This window comes from Priestia sp. BR_2, assembly GCF_041954005.1.
In the GTDB taxonomy this organism is placed as follows: Bacteria; Bacillota; Bacilli; order Paenibacillales; family Paenibacillaceae; genus Paenibacillus_AQ; species Paenibacillus_AQ lautus_A.
The window spans coordinates 182,738-200,711 of record NZ_JAVFHM010000227.1 but is presented as its reverse complement, the minus strand read 5'-3'; the positions used below and the strand labels follow the sequence as shown (position 1 = coordinate 200,711).

Sequence of the window (17,974 nt, the reverse complement as noted above, 5' to 3'; positions counted from 1 at the left end):
TATCTCAACATTCCATTTTGTCTAGTGCGTCAGAGGTTTTTAATTGCCAGTTCTATTGACTACGCAACTAAGCATTGGCTCCATTTTGTGGGGCATGTTGTTTTGAGGTTCTCGTAAAGTACTTGGAATACGCAATGAATCATAGTCTCCACTTTGTGGGGCTTTCTGTACTGGGGTCCCTACAAAGTATTTGGAATAAGCATCGAAGCATAGGCTCCACTTTGTGGGGATTTTTTAGGTCAAAATCTTGCACATGGCTGGTCATAATCCCTCCTTCTTGACGATGGCGGATGTATTACTATAATGACAACTTACTAATTGTCGAGGTGATGCTGCATGGAGGCTGTACAACAACCAGTGCCGAAGAGCCGGCGGAAGTTTTGGACTCCCAAGCGGAAAGAGGCTTTGATCGGGTGGCTGTTTCTGGCCCCGGAAATCGTCGGGATGCTGCTACTAAACGTGTTTGCTCTTGGATTTTCTTTGTATTTGAGTTTATCCGATTGGGATATGCTGTCGGGCGTCCAGGGGATCGAGTTTACCGGATTTGATAACTACATCAAGATGTTCCATGATCCGACCATTATTCAAGCGATAAAAAACAATTTGATCTATATGGTTCTTACGGTGCCGATCCCGATTGCCATCGCTCTTGTGCTTTCGGTTTTGATTCATAACAGCGTGTTCTTCAAGAGTTACTTTAAAGTCGCGTTTTTCATTCCTTATATCTCTTCGATTATCGCAGTTGCTGCGGTATGGAGCGCATTATTCCACCCATCGCTGGGTCCTATCAACCAGTTTCTGATGGATCTCGGGATCAGCAATCCGCCGAAATGGCTGGTCGATCCGAAAACGTCGCTCTTGGCGATTTCGATTATCAGTTCCTGGGCGGGCTTGGGCTACACGATCATTATCTATATGGCCGGGCTTACGAACATTTCGAATGAAATTTATGAAGCGGCGGATATTGACGGTGCCGGTGCAATTAAAAAGTTTTTTGCGATTACGGTGCCGATGCTCCGTCCGACAACCTTCTTCCTGTTAATTACGATGTTGATCGGCTCGTTTAAAGTGTTTGACATCATCGCCTTTTTAACGGAAGGCGGCCCGAACAATTCTTCTACCGTGCTTGTATTCCGCATCTATGAGGAAGGCTTTCAATATTACAATATGGGATACGCTTCGGCCATTTCCTGGCTGCTGTTCGCGATTATCGGCCTGATTACCGCGCTCACCTGGAAAATGAGAAATGAAGAATAAGGAGGGAGAGGAATGTACATGCAGCTGCTTCGAAAAAACGCGTCCAAAGTGGTAGTCACCTTTATCATGGGGGCATTGTCCATTGTGTTTCTCGTTCCGCTCATCTGGATGATTTCCGCGGCTTTTAAATATGAGAAGGATGTTATGCGATTCCCGATTCAATGGATACCGGAAAAGGTGAATCTGGCGTACAATTTCAAGATGGTCTGGATGGGAAGAGTTCCCTTCTATGATTTCTATTTCAATTCTTTTAAAATAGCGATTATTACGACCCTAATCACCCTGATTATCTCATCCATGGCAGGTTATGCGCTAACGAAGATACGATTCAAGGGACGGAATCTTGTTTTTATGGCCTTGCTCTCGTTCATGATCATTCCGGATCAGGCGACGCTCATTCCGCGGTTTCTGCTCATTCGCTGGTTTGGACTCTACAATACGCATGAGGCCATCATCTTCATGAGCATGTTCTCGATTTACTTTACGTTCCTGCTGCGTCAATTTATGAACGGGATCAGCGATGAATACTTGGAAGCGGCGAGAATTGACGGAGCGGGTCATCTGCGGACATTTGCTTCCATTATGGTTCCGCTGTGCAAGCCTGTGCTGGCTACGGTGGCGATTATTAAATTCATATGGACCTGGAACGATTACCAGAATCCGCTCATCTTCTTGCTGGACAAGGACTTATACACGATTCCGCTGGGGATGACGCTGTTCCGTGATGACTACACCAACAACTATGCCATTATGATGATGGCGTCAGTCTCGGCAATCATTCCGCTGGTCATTGTGTTCATCGCATTGCAAAAGCAGGTTATAAACGGCATTGCTTTGGGCGGGGTCAAAGGTTGATAAGAAGTCTAAAGTCAAAATTCAGAAGTTCGGAAAGTCAAAAATGTAATCCTAGAACCTCAAAATTGTGCACTTGATCGGCCATGCTGGTGCCTATAATGAACATGAAAACAGCACCACAACTAATTTATCTGTGCAGGGGGAAGTAAGATGAAGAAAAAAAGCAAACACAGATTATCCGTCATTCTTAGCACGATCCTGGCGAGCACCCTGGTATTAAGCGGCTGCGGGAAATCCGGGTCGGAAACGAGTGCCGGGGGGAACGGTGGAAGCGGTCAGACGGACAAGCAGGTTACCGTCAAGTATTACAACTGGGATAACGAAGCTCAACAGGCGGGTACGGACGCCATGCTCCAGGAATTTATGGATCAGAATCCGAATATCAAGGTCGAGCATGTGGTTCTGGTTCCCGGCGATTCCGTGGAAATGTTGAAAAAATTGGATTTCCTGATCTCATCCGGTGAAGCGATCGATGTTATTCAGTTCCCAAGCTTGGGCGGAGTTCTCGAACGGGCCTCACGTGGAGCCCTTGCTCCCCTGAACGAGTTCTATGAGCAGGAAAGTCTCGTTCCGGAAGACGAATACTTTGTCAATGCCAAGCTAGAGGACAAGTATTATGGCATGCAGTACACCAAGAGCACGAACTATGTGATGCTCAACAAGGATGCCCTGGATGAAGCGGGACTTGAGGTTCCGAAATTCGGCTGGACGTGGGATGATTACCGCGACTATTCCAAAAAGCTGACCAAGGGCGAAGGCGTTGACAAGCGTTACGGTTCTTACTTCCATACATGGGAGCTTTATATGAACGCTCCGGCGCAAACCATGATGAAGGATCCGTTCGTATATGAGGACGGAACGACCATTCTGGCAGATCCGACCTACAAATACTTCTTCCAGCTCCGCAAAGATATGGAGGAGACGGATAAGTCGGCCAAACCTTACAGTGACGTGCTTGCCGCGAAGCTGAACTACCGTACTGAATTTTTCAATGAAGAAGCTGCTATGATTCTTACAGGTAACTTTACGGTAGCGGATCCGGGCAATACCGAGCAATATCCGCATGATTTCAAAACAGCTTTCGCTCCTGTACCTGTGCCTCCTGCGGGATCGGAACCTAAAGAGTATGAAGGAAAATACTTCACCAGCGGCAATATGCTGGCGCTGGGTGCCAATTCCACCAACAAGGAAGCATCCTTCAAGCTTATGAGATTCATGACAACAGCCGATTCGGACAGCAGACTCGAGTTCTCTGGCTACAAGAAAGCGAATAACGAAGAATTGTTGACAAAGCTGGTTGCCGGTAAAGAGGATAAGTACGATATGGAGTCGTTGAAATATACGCTGTTTAGCGATGAAATCCAGTATCTGGATGCAGCCAAAGTCATGATGACGGATACTTCGGAATTGACCAAGATCATTAATGACGGCTTTGCGAAATTCATGCTCAGCAACGAGCCGATTGATGAGGTTCAACAATGGATGGTCGATGAAGCCACCAAAATCATTAACGAAAAAGGCGTTGTCAAGTAACGGGGCAATGCACGAGGTATGAGAATCCTGGTAGGAAACGGGTTTCGGGGGGCCATTTAACGGGCTTCCCCCAAGCCCTTTTTTTACGACTGGTGAGAGTTGGAGGGGAAGTTATGTCCATTTCAAGAAAGCTTAAGGACCAGCTTGTTGTTCCTTCGCTGGAGCAGCTAGCCTGGCAGGACCTGGAGCTCGGGATGTTCTGTCATTTCGGTATCAATACGTTCTGCAACCAGGAATGGGGGGAAGGCAAGGATGCTCCGTCTTTGTTTAATCCGGACCGACTGGATGCCAAACAGTGGGTCCGATCCGCGAAGGAAGCCGGATTCCGTTATTTCATATTGACGGCCAAGCACCATGACGGCTTTTGCCTGTGGCCGACAGCGACGACGGACTACTCCGTAGCCTCGAGTCCGTGGAGGGAAGGTCGGGGCGATGTCGTTAAAGAATGCGCGGATGCATGCCGGGAAGAGGGCATCGGCTTCGGTATTTATGTATCCCCTTGGGACAGGCACGAGCCGAGTTATGGCGACCCGCAACAGTATGATGACTTTTACTGCAGACAATTGGAAGAATTGTTATCAGGCTATGGCCCGTTAGTGGAAATTTGGTTTGACGGCGCGGGGTCGGAAGGCCGCGAATATGACTGGCCTCGAATCATGGAACTGGTCAAACGATATCAGCCCCGTGCCATGGTCTTTAACATGGGGGCTCCTACGATTCGTTGGGTCGGCAATGAGGATGGGGTGGCGCCGTATCCTTGCTGGAACACGGCCGATTCATCGCGGGGCAGCATGTTCAGTGAGGAATCGTTGAAATGGCTGCCCGAGACGCCGGGCTGGGTGCCCGCGGAATGCGATGTTCCGATTCGAAAAGACCGCTGGTTCTGGCATCCGGACGAAGAACACTTGCTGTTGTCCGTGGAACAGTTAATGGATATCTACTATCGATCGGTTGGACATGGGGCAACCCTGCTGCTCAATGTCGCTCCGGACCATAGAGGGCTGTTTCCGGAAGCCGATGTAAAACGGCTTCAGGCATTTGGCAGTGAGATTGAGCGTCGGTTTGGTCATGCCCTGGCTGAAAGCTCGGGATCGGGCGAGGTCGTTGAATTGTCTCTTCCTAGCGCATGCGTGATCGATCATGTCGTTGTTATGGAGGACATTGCTTACGGGGAACGGGTAAGCCAATATGTGCTGGAGGCCTTCATCGATGGAGAGTGGCTTGAGCTTACACGCGGCAGCGCGATCGGACACAAGAAAATCGATGCCTTCGCTCCGGTATCTGCCTTGAAGGTGCGTTTACGGGTACAGAAATCGGCGGCAAGCCCGAGAATCAAAAACATCGCGGTTTATTATTGCGGGCAATAAGCCTTGGATTTTTACATGAGGTGGAGGAAAGCTGAATGGGAATGCTGACATGGGAGAACGGACAATACTTGTTGGACGGACAGCCGTACCGGATCATATCGGGAGCGATTCACTATTTTCGTGTCGTCCCTGAATATTGGGAGAACAGGCTATTAAAATTAAAGGCCTGCGGCTTTAATACCGTTGAAACTTATATCGCATGGAATGTGCACGAACCCCGGGAGGGGGAATATAACTTTAGCGGTATGGCGGACGTCGCATCGTTTATCGAATTGGCCGGGAAACTGGGCCTGCACGTCATCGTCAGACCCAGCCCTTTCATCTGTGCGGAATGGGAATTTGGTGGGTTGCCGGGCTGGCTGCTTGGTTATGGAGAAATACGGCTTCGCTGCAGCGACCCGCTCTATTTGAGCAAGGTGGATCATTATTACGATGTGTTGATCCCCCAATTGGTTCCGCTGCTATCCACGCACGGGGGGCCGATTCTGGCTGTTCAGGTTGAAAATGAATACGGCAGTTACGGCAACGATCACGCTTATCTGGAGTATTTGCGCGAAGGACTGGTGCGGCGCGGCGTCGACGTGCTTCTCTTTACTTCCGACGGGCCAACCGACGAAATGCTGCTCGGCGGGACGCTTAGCGATGTGCACGCAACTGTGAATTTTGGTTCCCGGGTTGAAGAATCCTTCCGCAAATACCGGGAATATCGTACGGAAGAGCCGCTGATGGTGATGGAGTTTTGGAACGGCTGGTTTGATCACTGGATGGAGGACCATCACGTGCGGGATGCCGCGGATGTCGCCGGCGTCCTGGATGAAATGCTGGAGAAGGGCTCCTCGATGAATATGTACATGTTCCACGGGGGAACCAATTTCGGCTTTTACAGTGGAGCGAATCACATCCAGGCCTATGAGCCTACGACGACAAGCTACGATTATGATGCCCCTTTGACGGAATGGGGGGATAAAACGGAGAAATACGAGGCGGTCCGGAGGGTGCTCAGCAAGCATGGGTTTGCGCCGGGTTGTGCCTTCCCCGAGCCCGTTCCAAAAGCAGCCTACGGTAAGGTTGCGCTGTCTGAAACGGCCGGGCTGTTTACGGAATCCAATCTCCAGCATTTATCAGAGCCGATAAAAAGCGTATGCATTCAGCCGATGGAAAAATGCGGACAGTCCTATGGTTTTATCATGTACAGCACATTTATCCAGGGACCGCGGCACGGACAGCAGCTGCATATTCAGGAGGTTCGTGATCGCGCCCAGGTATTCCTGGACGGTCGTCCGCTTGGGGTCGTCGAACGCTGGAATTCAAGGCCGCTGGATATTACCGTACCCGCAGACGGAGCGAGGCTGGATATTCTCGTCGAGAATATGGGCCGGATCAATTATGGGCCCCTGATTCGCGATCCCAAGGGAATCACGGAAGGCGTGAGAATCGATAACCAGTTCTTGTACGACTGGACGATCCGGACCCTGCCGCTCGAGCCGGAGAAACTGTCATCGCTCTCGTATACGCCGGTTACGCAGGAAGGGCAGGCGCGGCAAGAAGAACCGTCCATGCCGGAGTGGGGCGACGCGGGTCTGCCAGGGTTTTACCGTGGATGCTTCGAGGTGGAGGAGATCGCAGATACGTTTCTTCGCTTTGATGGCTGGACGAAGGGCGTCGCCTGGATCAATGGCTTTAATCTCGGCAGGTACTGGAAGGCGGGACCGCAGAAGGCACTATATATTCCCGGACCTTTACTGCGCAAAGGGGAAAACGAGCTGGTTCTTTTTGAACTGCACGGCAGTCCCGAATGCTGCGAAGCAGAACTGTCAGATCAACCGGACCTTGGACAGACCGCGGCAGTGGACGAAGCTGTGCTTAATTTCGTTCAGGACGGAGAAGACAAGTAGCTCACAGCGACAGGATAATTTTCAGTTCATCGTGTTAAAAAAGCGCGGCCAGAGAGAATCTCTGGCCGCGCTTTTTTGTTAGATGTGCCCTGGAAGAGGAGGCCAATGTCAGAAATGTATACCTCGTTTATGTCAAAATGCTTAAAAAGCATAATATATCCAACTCCGGGAACAGTAGAGGAAAAGATAACTGAAGGTAACTTGAATTCCTTGTAGGGAAAGCTGGCCGTGTAGGCACGAGGAGTCGTTTCCATGATGATGAAGAATTTAACGCCGGGCGAAGCCCCGCAAGAAAATTTGCCGGCATCCCTGACGCTATTTATTGACGATATGAAGAACCGCTTCGGACAAAGCGGAGACATTATTTACCGCGAGCTTCAACTAGGCGCCATACCCTCGGTCATGGTCTATATTGAGGGGATGGGAGATCCCCGATATCTAATCGAAGCGATTCATGCCGATATGCCGCTGTTCATGAATCTCCCCGACCAGCGTCCGGAAGAACGCATGAAAATGCTGCAGGAACTGACGATCACGATGGGAAAAGTAGGAGAAGCCCGGACCTTTCAAGAGGTTGAAAAGAAATTGCTCTCCGGCAATACGATCATTTTCATGGATGGAACCGCCACCTCCCTGTATGTGGGAACGGAAACGCTGAAACAGCGTGGAGTGGAGGAAGCCAGCTCGCAATCCGTGGTAAGAGGTCCGAGGGAAGGCTTTACCGAGTCGCTTCGAGAGAATACGGCTTTGGTCCGACGGAGAATTCAAAGCCCTAAACTGCGCTTGGAAGAGAGAACGGTGGGCGAGCACACAAATACGCAGCTGGCCGTGATGTACATGGAAGGATTATGCGATGTCGATGTACTGAACGAGCTGCGCAGAAGACTGGATGGAATCAAGCTGGACAGCGTCCTGGAGAGCAATTATATCGAGGAGATGATTCAGGATCATCGCTACAGCCCTTTTCCTACGGTATATAATTCAGAACGGCCCGACGTCATTGCGTCTGCCATTTTGGAAGGGCGCATTGCTATTTTCTTAGAAGGAACGCCCTTTGTTCTGGTGGTTCCCGCCCTGTTCGTCCAGCTGTTTCAATCGAGCGAGGATTATTACCAGCGGTGGGATTTTGCCAGCTTGGTTCGACTGCTTCGATACTTATGCTTCGGAATAGCTCTCCTTACTCCTTCCCTGTATATTGCGATTACCACGTTCCACCAGGAAATGCTGCCGACCAACCTGTTGACCAGCTTAATCGGACAGCGGGAAGGGGTTCCCTTCCCTGCATTCATCGAAGCGCTGATCATGGAGATTACGTTCGAGATTCTGCGCGAGGCGGGCATTCGGCTGCCTAAATCGATCGGCCAATCCGTCTCCATCGTTGGTACGCTGGTCATCGGGCAAGCCGCCGTGGAAGCGGGTCTCGTATCGGCCGCGATGGTGATCGTTGTGTCCATGACGGCGATTGCGAATTTTGCCCTGCCGGCTTTCAATATCGGAATCTCGGTTCGGATCTTGCGATTCGGGCTCATGGGAATCGCTGCGTCATTCGGATTGTACGGGATGATCATCGGCATGATCATCATCGGCCTCCACCTATGCAGCCTCCAGTCCATGGGGGTTCCGTATATGACCTCATTCGCCCCCATAAGATGGCGGAGCCAGAAGGATGCCTTGTTGCGATTGTCCCGCCACAGCATGAAAAAATACTTGACCAAATCCAAGACATAAGCCGTCAAATAACGAGGACTTGCTTTCGAAGTCTCTATTTCATACAGAGGGGACTGGTTATCGTGTTGGAAAGAAAAATACTTTCAGTCCTGCTCATATTATGCTTGACCTTCACCCCTGGATGCTGGAGCAGAAAAGAACTGAATGAGCTGGCCGTCGTCATGGCGCTTGGCATCGACACCCATGAGAATGGGTATGCCATTTCTGCTCAGGTGCTTAACTCCGCCGAGGCCGGCTCCAAAAAAGGCGGATCGATGGGCAGTCTTCCGGCCGTAACCTATAAGTCCGTCGGCAAAACCATACCCGACGCCCTGCAGCGCATGTTGAGCATGGCCCCCCGGATGCCGTATCTGTCCCACGTTCGCGTGTTGGTATTCGGTGAAGATCTGGCCAGGTCAGGGGTCAGCGATGTCCTCGATTATATCTCCCGGAATCATCAGCTTCGAACGGACTTCTTTATGCTCGTCGCCAAGAATGGAAAAGCTGCGGAGATTCTGGAGGTCGTTACGCCATTCGAATATGTTCCGGCGAATTCGCTCTATTCCTCCATTCTGATCTCGGAAAAAAAATGGGCGGCGACGGGGAAAGTCACTTTGCAGCAGTTCGTGACGGAGCTAAAGCGCAGCGGGTCAGACCCGGTATTATCCGGAGTCCAATTAAGCGGCAGTTTAGCTGAAGGCCAGTCCATGGAGAACGTGAAGCAAATCAATCCTTCCACGCTTCTTCAGCACACGGGGCTCAGCGTGTTCAAGGGGGACCGGTTGGTCGGATGGCTGGGGGAACCTCCCAGCAAGGCCGTCAATTATGTCCTGAATAGAGTCGACACCACGACGGGATTCATTGCATGTCCGGACGATGGTATTGTCGGATTCGCCGTGAACCGGGCGGACACAACGCTGGACGTTAAGCTCAATGCGGATGGAACCCCCGCTTTTTCCGCCGAATTGGAGATCGAGGCCGACGTGAATGCCGTTCAATGCGCGATTGATATCAGTCAACCTGCCGTCATCGACGAATTGGAGAAGGACATCGAGGATAAATATAATGCTAATATTCGGAAGCACATCGGGCTGGTCCAGCAGCGTTATGGAGCCGACGTTTTTGGATTCGGCGAGGTTCTGCACCGAAAATATCCGGACGTTTGGAAAAAATACCGGGATCATTGGGGCGAAAGCTTTAAAACGATGAGTATCCGGGTGGACACCGATGTAGCGATCCGCCGGGTCGGATCCATCATACAACCCTTAAACCAAAAGGTGGATGAGCCGTGAATTGGCATTGGTTATTCATATTCTTTCTAGCCGTCGTCTTCGTTACGGAAACCCGTCATCTTCTGAAGCTGCGCTCCATCCGGGACATCATCGTATTCTATGCGGTATGGGGAGTAACCTTGCTGGCTTTGATCGGAGATATGATGGAGGTGCCTTATTTAAGGCCGCTGGACTGGATCGGCGCCTTGGTGCAGCCCCTGAGCGGATTGATCTCATAATGAGGAAGGGTTTGGTAATACGTGATCAAATACAAGGATATCGCACCGCGGCAATTTTATATACTGGCATTCGGTTTGACCATCGGTACCTCGATCCTGGTTACGCCTTCCGGATTAGCGCATACCGCCCGGGAAGATGCGTGGATGGCCTCTCTCTTCAGTTTGCTCATTAACCTCCTCATGGTCGTGCTGTATATAGCCATTGCGCGTCTCTATCCCGGCCAATCGATCTTCGAGATCCACGAAAAGGTGCTGGGAAAGCTGCTGGGCAAACTCTTCTCGCTGATCTATTTGTTTTATTTTTTGATTCTTACAGGTACTTTGCTTGGCAACCTGGGCTTTTTTCTGAGCAGTGAAATGATGCCGGAGACCCCGATCGAGGCCATTCAAATCTTGTTCTTAATAGCGGCCGTCATGTGCGCCAGAATGGGCATCATTCTGTTGGCCCGCGTCGGTGAATTGATGTTTCCGTGGATCGTATTTCTGTTTATGGTTCTTGTCCTCTCGCTTATGCCCCAGATCGATTGGAACCATATCAAGCCGATGCTGGAGGAAGGCTGGATGCCCGTGGCTAAGGCCGGTTTCCATTCTTCCATGTTCCAGGAGCTGATTGTGTTAATGGTATTCCTGCCCTTGGTCAAAGGAGAGAAGGAAGGGGAGAGGGCATTGATGCGGGGAGCCGCTTCAGGCGGGCTCGTCCTTAGCATTACCGTCCTGCTCAGCGTGCTAATTTTGGGGATTGAACAGACGGAGAACAGCACGTTTCCGGCATATGCTCTTGCGAAGACGATTAATTTAGGAAACTTCTTTCAACGTGTCGAAGGCATATTGATTACGCTGTGGATCCTGACTTTTTTTATCAAGATTTCTCTCCTGTATCTTTCGATTCTTCAAGGCATGAAAACCGTGTTCGGTCTGAAGGACCAGAATTCGTTAATCTATCCGTTGTCCGTGCTGTTTGTCATCGTGGCCTGGAATACATACATCAACACCGTTTATGTCGCCGATATCATTCAGAACGTATGGTCAAGCTATGCGCTCCTCCACTTGATCGTGATTCCCATCGTCCTCTATCTGATCGGGATAACGCGAACGAAAATCCTCAGCTTGAAATGAAACCAGCATGGTATGGAAAAAGCCCGAAAGCCGGGGCTTTTTTTGTTTTTTATCTGCATGGACTTGATTTTTTTTGAAAATGACTTGAAAGTGACGTTGCGTCATCTTGTATAGTGGAGTTACCGGAGAACTCAAGAAAGCAGGTGATGAAATCGATTCCCATTCAAGAATTGTCCAAACAGACGGGCATTACGGTAAGAACGCTACGCTATTATGATCAGATCGGCCTGCTGATTCCGGCAGCCAAGACTCCGGGTAAACACCGGATATACAGCGAGGAGGAGCTAAAGAAGCTGCAGCAAATTCAGTTTCTGAAAAAGCTGGGCTTCAGATTGCAGGAAATTTCGGATATGATTTCGAACCCGGAATGGAACTGGTCATTCAGTTTGATGAATCAGTTGGACTTCGTGAAGAATGAACAAAACAAGCTGAACCAAATGGAATCCGCGCTCCGCGCCGTCCTGCATAGCATCGCCGTGGAAGGGGATACAAGCTGGGATGTGATTCAGAAGCTGATCCATCTCTCAGGAAGAGACCCCTCATTAAAGCATGCGTTCCGACAACAAATGTTTGAGAGGCGCGAAGAAGAGCTGCTGGACCTTCTCCCGAATATGAACAGCACAGATCCGGATTCGCTTGAATGGATCGCTCTGCTGGGACAGCTTAAAAAGCGCATGGGGAACGGACCCGGTTCTCCTGAAGTACAGAGGATCATCAGACGCATGGACGAAAAACGCCGGGAGCATTTTGAAGGCGAAGACCCCTTCGTGGATAAATTGTGGGAGATCCGCAAATCTCCTGCGCAGTCCGAGCAGATGGGCTTGTATCCCATTGAGGAAGAGCTTCTTCAGTTTATGGAGCTGGCATTTAACATCTATGCTGCAGGACTGGAAGAAACACTAGACGAAGAGGGGGAGACATCATGACAACGGAACTGCTGCTCTCCGTAGGTGCGTTGTCGCTCTTGGATACCTTGAGCCCTGCCACGCTCGGCGTAACGGTCTATTTGCTGTTGACGGAGCGAGATCGGTTGATCACCCGATTATGGGTCTATTTGTTTACGGTGGCAGGCTTTTATTTCCTGGTTGGTGCCGCACTGATGCTCGGTTTGGATGCTGTTCTTCAGAGCGTAACAGGCATCTTTCAGAATCGAACGGTAAGCTGGGTTATGGCTGTTACCGGCGGCGTTTTGTTTGCAGCCAGTTTTTTTGTCCCAACGAAAAGGACGACGGAACCGCGGCGTCCAAGCTCCAAAAGCCTCGGGGCGATGATCGGGCTGGGCTTCACCACGTCCCTGCTGGAGGTGGCAACGGCACTGCCCTATTTTGCGGCGATCGGTCTCATGACATCGGCCCAACTAACGCCGGTTCAATGGGTACCCCTCCTGGCTGCGTATAATGTGATCATGGTGCTTCCTCCGCTCCTATTGCTCGGTGCACACCTTGCATTTGGCCGCATGATGCAGCGTCCGCTAGAGAAGCTGCGGCTGAAAATCGCCCAGAACTCCGGATCGGTGATTTCGTGGGTTTTGTGCATTGCGGGACTGATTTTGGTGCTGAACAGCATAGACAACCTATAATGATCGCCTCTCGTTTTTTCGTTCCCGGCTTCCGAAACCGAGGAGCCTGCTATGTATTCATATGAATCTCGTTATGATATATTTATCGCAGGGTTCATCGACCGTCAGACACCTCGGTATAAGGTTTGCTGAAGATGTGCTTTGATCCAGCAACACAGCTCCAAACATGATAGGGGGTTATCCATTGAGCACACGGATTTTAGAACGGTTAAGAGAAGAGACGGCAGCGCAGCATGAACAAATCGAACAGAATCCATACGCGAAAGCTGCATTCGACCAGACCCTGACGATTGATCAATATCGATCGTATTTAGCGAAGTTTTACGGATTCATTAAACCGGCCGAAACGAAGTTTATGGCAGAGGATGCCGTGAACGATATGGGATTGGATATGTCGATTCGGATGAAGTCGAAACATTTGGAAGAAGATTTGATGCATCTGGATATGACTCGGGATGAAATAAATCAGCTTCCGCTGTGCAGCCGGCTGCCCGAGCTGGGCACGCCTGCGCAAATATGGGGGTATCTCTATGTGATGGAGGGGTCCACGCTCGGTGGCCAAATCATCACGAAACAACTGATGAAGTTCTTGCCCGTGAGTCCAGAGTCGGGCATTCGCTATTTCCACGCATACGGTCAAGAGACCAAGCCAAGATGGACCGAATTCCGGGAAGCGCTGCTGTCGAGCGGCTTGAAGGATTCCGATGAAATCATCGATTCGGCGAAGGAAACGTTTCGTTTGCTGGATGCTTGGATCCGAGATTCGGCATAGACATCACAGTCATCTTATTTCAAATAATAGAATCGCATGGAAGACCGTGATGAGAAACCGCGTAATAACGCGGTTTTTTGTGTTGGTTCTTTTCAGATCATTCATATGACAAGGCATGATCGGCAAGAAGGAAGGAGAGTCTTCATTCATCATCTCAGCTCTCTCGCTATAGCCGCAGGCTATAACTAGATATAGCTTATTTGAGTTACACTATATCGGGCAATACGTGATATCTTTCTTGTAACAATTTGTATAGGAGTGTTACATAGATGGCAAAAAGCAGTGTACTGGGATATCCGCGTATAGGCGCTGATCGGGAATGGAAGAAAGCTTTAGAAGCGTTCTGGGCGGGCAAGCTCGAAGAATCGGAATTTCACAAGCAGCTGCAGGAGATTCGGTTGAATCATTTGCGCAAGCAGCAAGAGAGCGGAATTGATCTGATCGCCGTCAATGATTTTAGTTATTACGATCATATCCTGGACACGGCCACCATGTTCGGCATCGTACCCAAGCGGTTCCCATATGAGGGCGGCATTGTTCCATTGTCTGTATATTATGGGATTGCACGCGGCACGAAGGATGCTACAGCAAGTGAAATGACCAAGTGGTTTAACACCAATTATCACTACATCGTGCCGGAATTGGACGGAGCTGTTCCGGTTCTTACCGAGAATAGGCCGCTTGCAGCCTATCGGGAGGCCAAAGAGAAGCTCGGCATTGAAGGCAAGCCGGTCATTGTCGGTCCGCTCACCTTCTTGAAATTGTCCAAAGGCTACCAAGCCTCGGAAACGGATGCCTGGCTTGATAAATTGCTGCCTCTGTACGTTCAGATCCTTCGGGAGCTCGCACACGAAGGCGTTCAATGGGTACAGATCGACGAGCCGATCCTGGTTACGAAATTAAGCGAAGCCGATCTGGAGCGATTAAACACCATCTATGAAACGTTTGCGGCTTCGGCACCCGGCCTAAACATCATGCTGCAAACCTACTTCGAATCGGTGGAAAACTACCAGGACATCATCCAGCTGCCGGTTAGCGGCATCGGCCTTGACCTGGTGCACGGATACAAAGGCAATCTGCAAGCCATCCAACAATCCGGATTTCCGGCGAACAAAGTTTTGGGTGCGGGGATCATTGACGGACGCGGAATCTGGAAGGCCTCGCTTCGCGAGAAGCTGTCGCAATTGGAGGAGCTGACGAAATATGTGGCCGCCGAGCGCTTGATCGTGCAGTCTTCGTGCAGCTTGCTTCATGTACCGGTGACGGTAAGCAAGGAAACGAAATTGCAGCCTGAACTAAAGGACGCTCTCGCTTTTGCAGACGAGAAGCTGATTGAATTGGATCTGCTGACGAAAGCCATCTCCACGGGAGCTGCCCGGATCGCGAATGAACTGGAACATAACGACCTTGCGCTTCAGGCGCTTAAGCAGTCGGAAGAGCGTAATCGGCTCGATGTTCAGCGAGCTGTAGCCGAGGTTAGCGCTCAGAATCCGGCTCGCAGTCTTCCATTCGAGGAGCGTCATGTCGCCCAACAGAACAAGTGGAAGCTGCCTATATTCCCGACGACGACCATCGGCAGCTTCCCGCAGTCAGCCGAGGTGCGCAAGGCTCGCCAGGCGTGGCGCAAGGGGGACTGGAATAACGAGCAGTACGAGCAATTCATTCACGAGCAGATCGATATTTGGATCAAGCTTCAGGAAGAGATCGGTCTGGATGTGCTTGTGCACGGCGAGTTTGAAAGAACGGATATGGTGGAGTTTTTCGGAGAGAAGCTTGGAGGATTTGCCTTCACCCAGTTTGGATGGGTGCAGTCCTACGGCTCCCGCTGCGTGAAGCCTCCTGTTATTTTCGGCGACGTGGCATTCGAGCAGCCGATGACGGTAGAAGAAACGAAATATGCGCAGTCGAAGACGAGCCGTCCCGTGAAAGGAATGCTGACCGGGCCGATCACGATCATGAACTGGTCGTTCGTACGCGAGGACATCTCAAGGGAACAGATTGCGTACCAATTGGCTTATGCCCTCAGACAGGAAGTCGAGGCGCTCGAGCAGGCCGGCATCGGGATGATTCAGGTTGACGAACCCGCAGTCCGCGAAGGGCTGCCGCTGAAGGAAGAAGATCAAGCCGAGTATCTCGCATGGGCTGTAAAAGCCTTCCGCATGACGACCTGCACGGTGCAGCCGACCACGCAAATTCACACGCATATGTGTTATTGCGAGTTCCATGACATGATCGATTCGATCGAGGCGATGGATGCCGACGTCATCTCGATCGAAACCTCGCGCAGCCATGGCGAGCTGATCCATAGTTTCGAGGTGAATACGTATAAACTGGGGATTGGGCTCGGGGTATACGATATCCACAGTCCGCGGGTGCCTCGCGTGGAAGAGATGACCGGCATGATCGAACGGGCACTGCGCGTATTGGATCCGAAGCTGTTCTGGATCAATCCGGACTGCGGCCTCAAGACGCGCGGCAAGGAAGAAACGGTTGCCTCCCTTCGTAACATGGTTCAAGCCACGGAGATCGCCCGTTCGTCCTACTCGCTGAACGTGTAGCAGCCGCAGATTCAAACCTTCGGCGGTTCGATTGAGGTCGATAACACGTTGGACGTTTCGGGTGATTACTGGTCGCACTGGCTTAATGGATATAATTAAGATATGAATTTCGGGAAAGCCGCACCTTGTGCGGCTTTTTTTTGTGCTGTAGGATGTATCAGCTCCAAACCTATGAAAATAGTTTTCACAGTTTTGTTTCGGACACAAGTTGTTGACATCTTGGCAAAATCGTTGTCACATCCGGCCTTTATATTCTTCTTATGGAATCGTATCTAGCACGATCACCCAGAAGGAGGAGCCATGATTGATCACAAGAAACGCAAAAAATTCCCCATCCTATTCTATGTTCTGCTCATTGCCATCATGTTTATTGTCGGATTCAGATTGGTAGTCAACACAGGTGCATCCACGGTGGAAATGGTACCGGCATCATCCGCCAAACGTACAGAGCCCTACCAAACACTTCCTGCCATGCCCAATCATCAAGGGACATTTCGGATCGTCATCGACCCGGGCCATGGAGGCAAAGATCCCGGAGCTACTGGCGTCAGCGGCGCTTATGAGAAGGCGTTCAACCTGTCCCTTGCCGGACGGATTGCAGCCCTCCTTGAGGAGGATCCTATGTTTGAGCCTCTCTTGACGCGCACGGATGACCGTTTCATTGAGCTGGAAGAACGGGCAGCGATCGCGAATGATTGGAATGCGGACGCCATGATCTCCATCCATGGCAACACGTATACGGACCACATGACGTCGGGGACCGAAACCTTATACCGGCATGAGGACAGCATTCCTTTGGCCCAAACCCTGCAGGAGCATGTAGTGAAGGCGATTGGCCTTCGTGATCGCGGTGTAAAGGAAGAGCAGCTAAAAGTGCTGTCTACACCGACGATGCCAGCCGTGCTGATCGAAGCGGGGTATCTGACCAATGCCGAGGATGAACGTTTGCTGCTGAGCGATGAAGGACAAGAGCTTGCGGCACAAGCCATCGTGGAAGGGCTCAAAGACTACTTTACGGGCTCGGAACGACTTTCGTATGAGCTGCAAGCAAAGGGGGATTTAGATAAACCGCCCGGGCCCACTTTAAACGGGACCGGGAACCCATCCATGGAGAAGAAGGTGCACTTTAACGGATCGGTAAAAGACGGAAAACAGGTCGCCCTCACGTTCGATGATGGCCCGGATGCCGTTGTTACGCCCCAAATCCTTGATATTCTAAAGGAGCATCATATTAAAGCTACCTTTTTCATATTAGGAGACCGGGCGGAGAGACATCACGAGACCGTGCGGCGAATTGCAGAGGAGGGGCACGCGATAGGAAACCATTCCTGGTCGCATCCCAACTTCAAGGAGTTAACGATGGAGGAAGCGACGAAGCAGATAACGGATACGCAGGAAGAACTGAACCATATTATCGGTTATCGGCCATCCTTGTTCAGGCCTCCTTACGGCGCTTTGGATGCGGACAAGGAGAAGGCTATACAGAATATGGAATTAGCGATCGTGAACTGGTCCGTGGATACGATGGATTGGTCAGGGGTGTCCGCACAGGAGATCATGAGGATCATCGACACGCAGTTGAAGCCCGGAGGCATCATTCTTCAGCACACCGCAAACGGGAAGAATCAACTTGCCAACACGCTTGAAGCCCTGGAGTTGTTCATACCGGATTTGAAAGACCAAGGCTATTCATTCGTCACCGTACCAGATCTGCTGCATTTGCCTGAATCTCAGCCTGAATGAACTTGTTACTATAGATGGATTTATCATAAGCAGCCCGTATATGCTAAAATCGATTCATTAAACCAGGTCAATGGAAAGAATG

At 50.7% G+C, this 17,974-nt stretch carries 14 protein-coding genes; all 14 read left to right on the top strand.

All coding sequences use genetic code 11. The features are described 5' to 3' along the window. The first annotated feature begins 336 nt into the window (after positions 1-336). Positions 337-1,257: a carbohydrate ABC transporter permease gene (locus tag RB298_RS18015; protein WP_096775520.1), complete on the top strand. Its 921-nt coding sequence runs from the start codon at positions 337-339 to the stop codon at positions 1,255-1,257. An 18-nt stretch (positions 1,258-1,275) separates the two neighbouring features. Then, a complete protein-coding gene (locus tag RB298_RS18010; protein ID WP_036672869.1) occupies positions 1,276-2,112 on the top strand; it encodes a carbohydrate ABC transporter permease in 837 nt (278 codons plus the stop codon). A gap of 150 nt (positions 2,113-2,262) precedes the next feature. Further along, positions 2,263-3,645, top strand: coding sequence for an ABC transporter substrate-binding protein (locus RB298_RS18005; RefSeq protein ID WP_213578167.1), 1,383 nt, complete (start codon positions 2,263-2,265; stop codon positions 3,643-3,645). Between the two features lie 113 nt (positions 3,646-3,758). After that, the gene (locus RB298_RS18000; RefSeq protein ID WP_096775522.1) at positions 3,759-5,012 is read left to right on the top strand and encodes an alpha-L-fucosidase; all 1,254 of its coding nucleotides are present in this window, start codon (positions 3,759-3,761) and stop codon (positions 5,010-5,012) included. 35 nt (positions 5,013-5,047) lie between these two features. Beyond that, on the top strand, positions 5,048-6,907 hold the full coding sequence (locus RB298_RS17995) for a glycoside hydrolase family 35 protein (RefSeq protein ID WP_486047845.1): 1,860 nt from the start codon (positions 5,048-5,050) through the stop codon (positions 6,905-6,907). A 252-nt stretch (positions 6,908-7,159) separates the two neighbouring features. Further along, on the top strand, positions 7,160-8,635 hold the full coding sequence (locus RB298_RS17990) for a spore germination protein (RefSeq protein WP_192572184.1): 1,476 nt from the start codon (positions 7,160-7,162) through the stop codon (positions 8,633-8,635). Between the two features lie 62 nt (positions 8,636-8,697). Beyond that, entirely contained in the window at positions 8,698-9,906 is a 1,209-nt protein-coding gene (locus tag RB298_RS17985; RefSeq protein ID WP_486047842.1) for a Ger(x)C family spore germination protein, read from the top strand. Continuing rightward, on the top strand, positions 9,903-10,124 hold the full coding sequence (locus RB298_RS17980; protein WP_192572182.1) for a hypothetical protein: 222 nt from the start codon (positions 9,903-9,905) through the stop codon (positions 10,122-10,124). Before RB298_RS17985 ends, RB298_RS17980 begins: the two co-directional genes overlap by 4 nt. A gap of 21 nt (positions 10,125-10,145) precedes the next feature. Further along, positions 10,146-11,240, top strand: coding sequence for a GerAB/ArcD/ProY family transporter (locus RB298_RS17975; RefSeq protein WP_192572181.1), 1,095 nt, complete (start codon positions 10,146-10,148; stop codon positions 11,238-11,240). A 146-nt stretch (positions 11,241-11,386) separates the two neighbouring features. Then, positions 11,387-12,166 (top strand): MerR family transcriptional regulator, encoded by a 780-nt coding sequence (locus RB298_RS17970; RefSeq protein WP_486047841.1) that lies wholly within the window; start codon positions 11,387-11,389, stop codon positions 12,164-12,166. Continuing rightward, positions 12,163-12,819: a GAP family protein gene (locus tag RB298_RS17965; protein ID WP_486047838.1), complete on the top strand. Its 657-nt coding sequence runs from the start codon at positions 12,163-12,165 to the stop codon at positions 12,817-12,819. The genes RB298_RS17970 and RB298_RS17965 overlap by 4 nt, the downstream gene beginning before the upstream one ends. Before the next feature lie 184 nt (positions 12,820-13,003). Further along, complete coding sequence (locus RB298_RS17960; protein ID WP_486047836.1) at positions 13,004-13,591, top strand: biliverdin-producing heme oxygenase; 588 nt, start codon at positions 13,004-13,006, stop codon at positions 13,589-13,591. Between the two features lie 269 nt (positions 13,592-13,860). Next, positions 13,861-16,149, top strand: a complete 2,289-nt coding sequence (gene metE, locus RB298_RS17955; RefSeq protein WP_192572177.1) for a 5-methyltetrahydropteroyltriglutamate--homocysteine S-methyltransferase — start codon at positions 13,861-13,863, stop codon at positions 16,147-16,149. 300 nt (positions 16,150-16,449) lie between these two features. Continuing rightward, positions 16,450-17,892 carry an N-acetylmuramoyl-L-alanine amidase gene (locus RB298_RS17950; RefSeq protein ID WP_486047834.1) on the top strand — a complete coding sequence of 481 codons (1,443 nt, stop codon included), beginning with the start codon at positions 16,450-16,452 and terminating at the stop codon, positions 17,890-17,892. Positions 17,893-17,974 lie beyond the last annotated feature (82 nt).

Coding starts and splice junctions, on each gene's coding strand:
- RB298_RS17990 (WP_192572184.1), top strand. CDS start 7,160: ATGATGATGAAGAATTTAACGCCGGGCGAAGCCCCGCAAGAAAATTTG.
- RB298_RS17965 (WP_486047838.1), top strand. CDS start 12,163: ATGACAACGGAACTGCTGCTCTCCGTAGGTGCGTTGTCGCTCTTGGAT.
- metE (WP_192572177.1), top strand. CDS start 13,861: ATGGCAAAAAGCAGTGTACTGGGATATCCGCGTATAGGCGCTGATCGG.
- RB298_RS18005 (WP_213578167.1), top strand. CDS start 2,263: ATGAAGAAAAAAAGCAAACACAGATTATCCGTCATTCTTAGCACGATC.
- RB298_RS18000 (WP_096775522.1), top strand. CDS start 3,759: ATGTCCATTTCAAGAAAGCTTAAGGACCAGCTTGTTGTTCCTTCGCTG.
- RB298_RS17950 (WP_486047834.1), top strand. CDS start 16,450: ATGATTGATCACAAGAAACGCAAAAAATTCCCCATCCTATTCTATGTT.
- RB298_RS17995 (WP_486047845.1), top strand. CDS start 5,048: ATGGGAATGCTGACATGGGAGAACGGACAATACTTGTTGGACGGACAG.
- RB298_RS17970 (WP_486047841.1), top strand. CDS start 11,387: ATGAAATCGATTCCCATTCAAGAATTGTCCAAACAGACGGGCATTACG.
- RB298_RS18015 (WP_096775520.1), top strand. CDS start 337: ATGGAGGCTGTACAACAACCAGTGCCGAAGAGCCGGCGGAAGTTTTGG.
- RB298_RS18010 (WP_036672869.1), top strand. CDS start 1,276: ATGCAGCTGCTTCGAAAAAACGCGTCCAAAGTGGTAGTCACCTTTATC.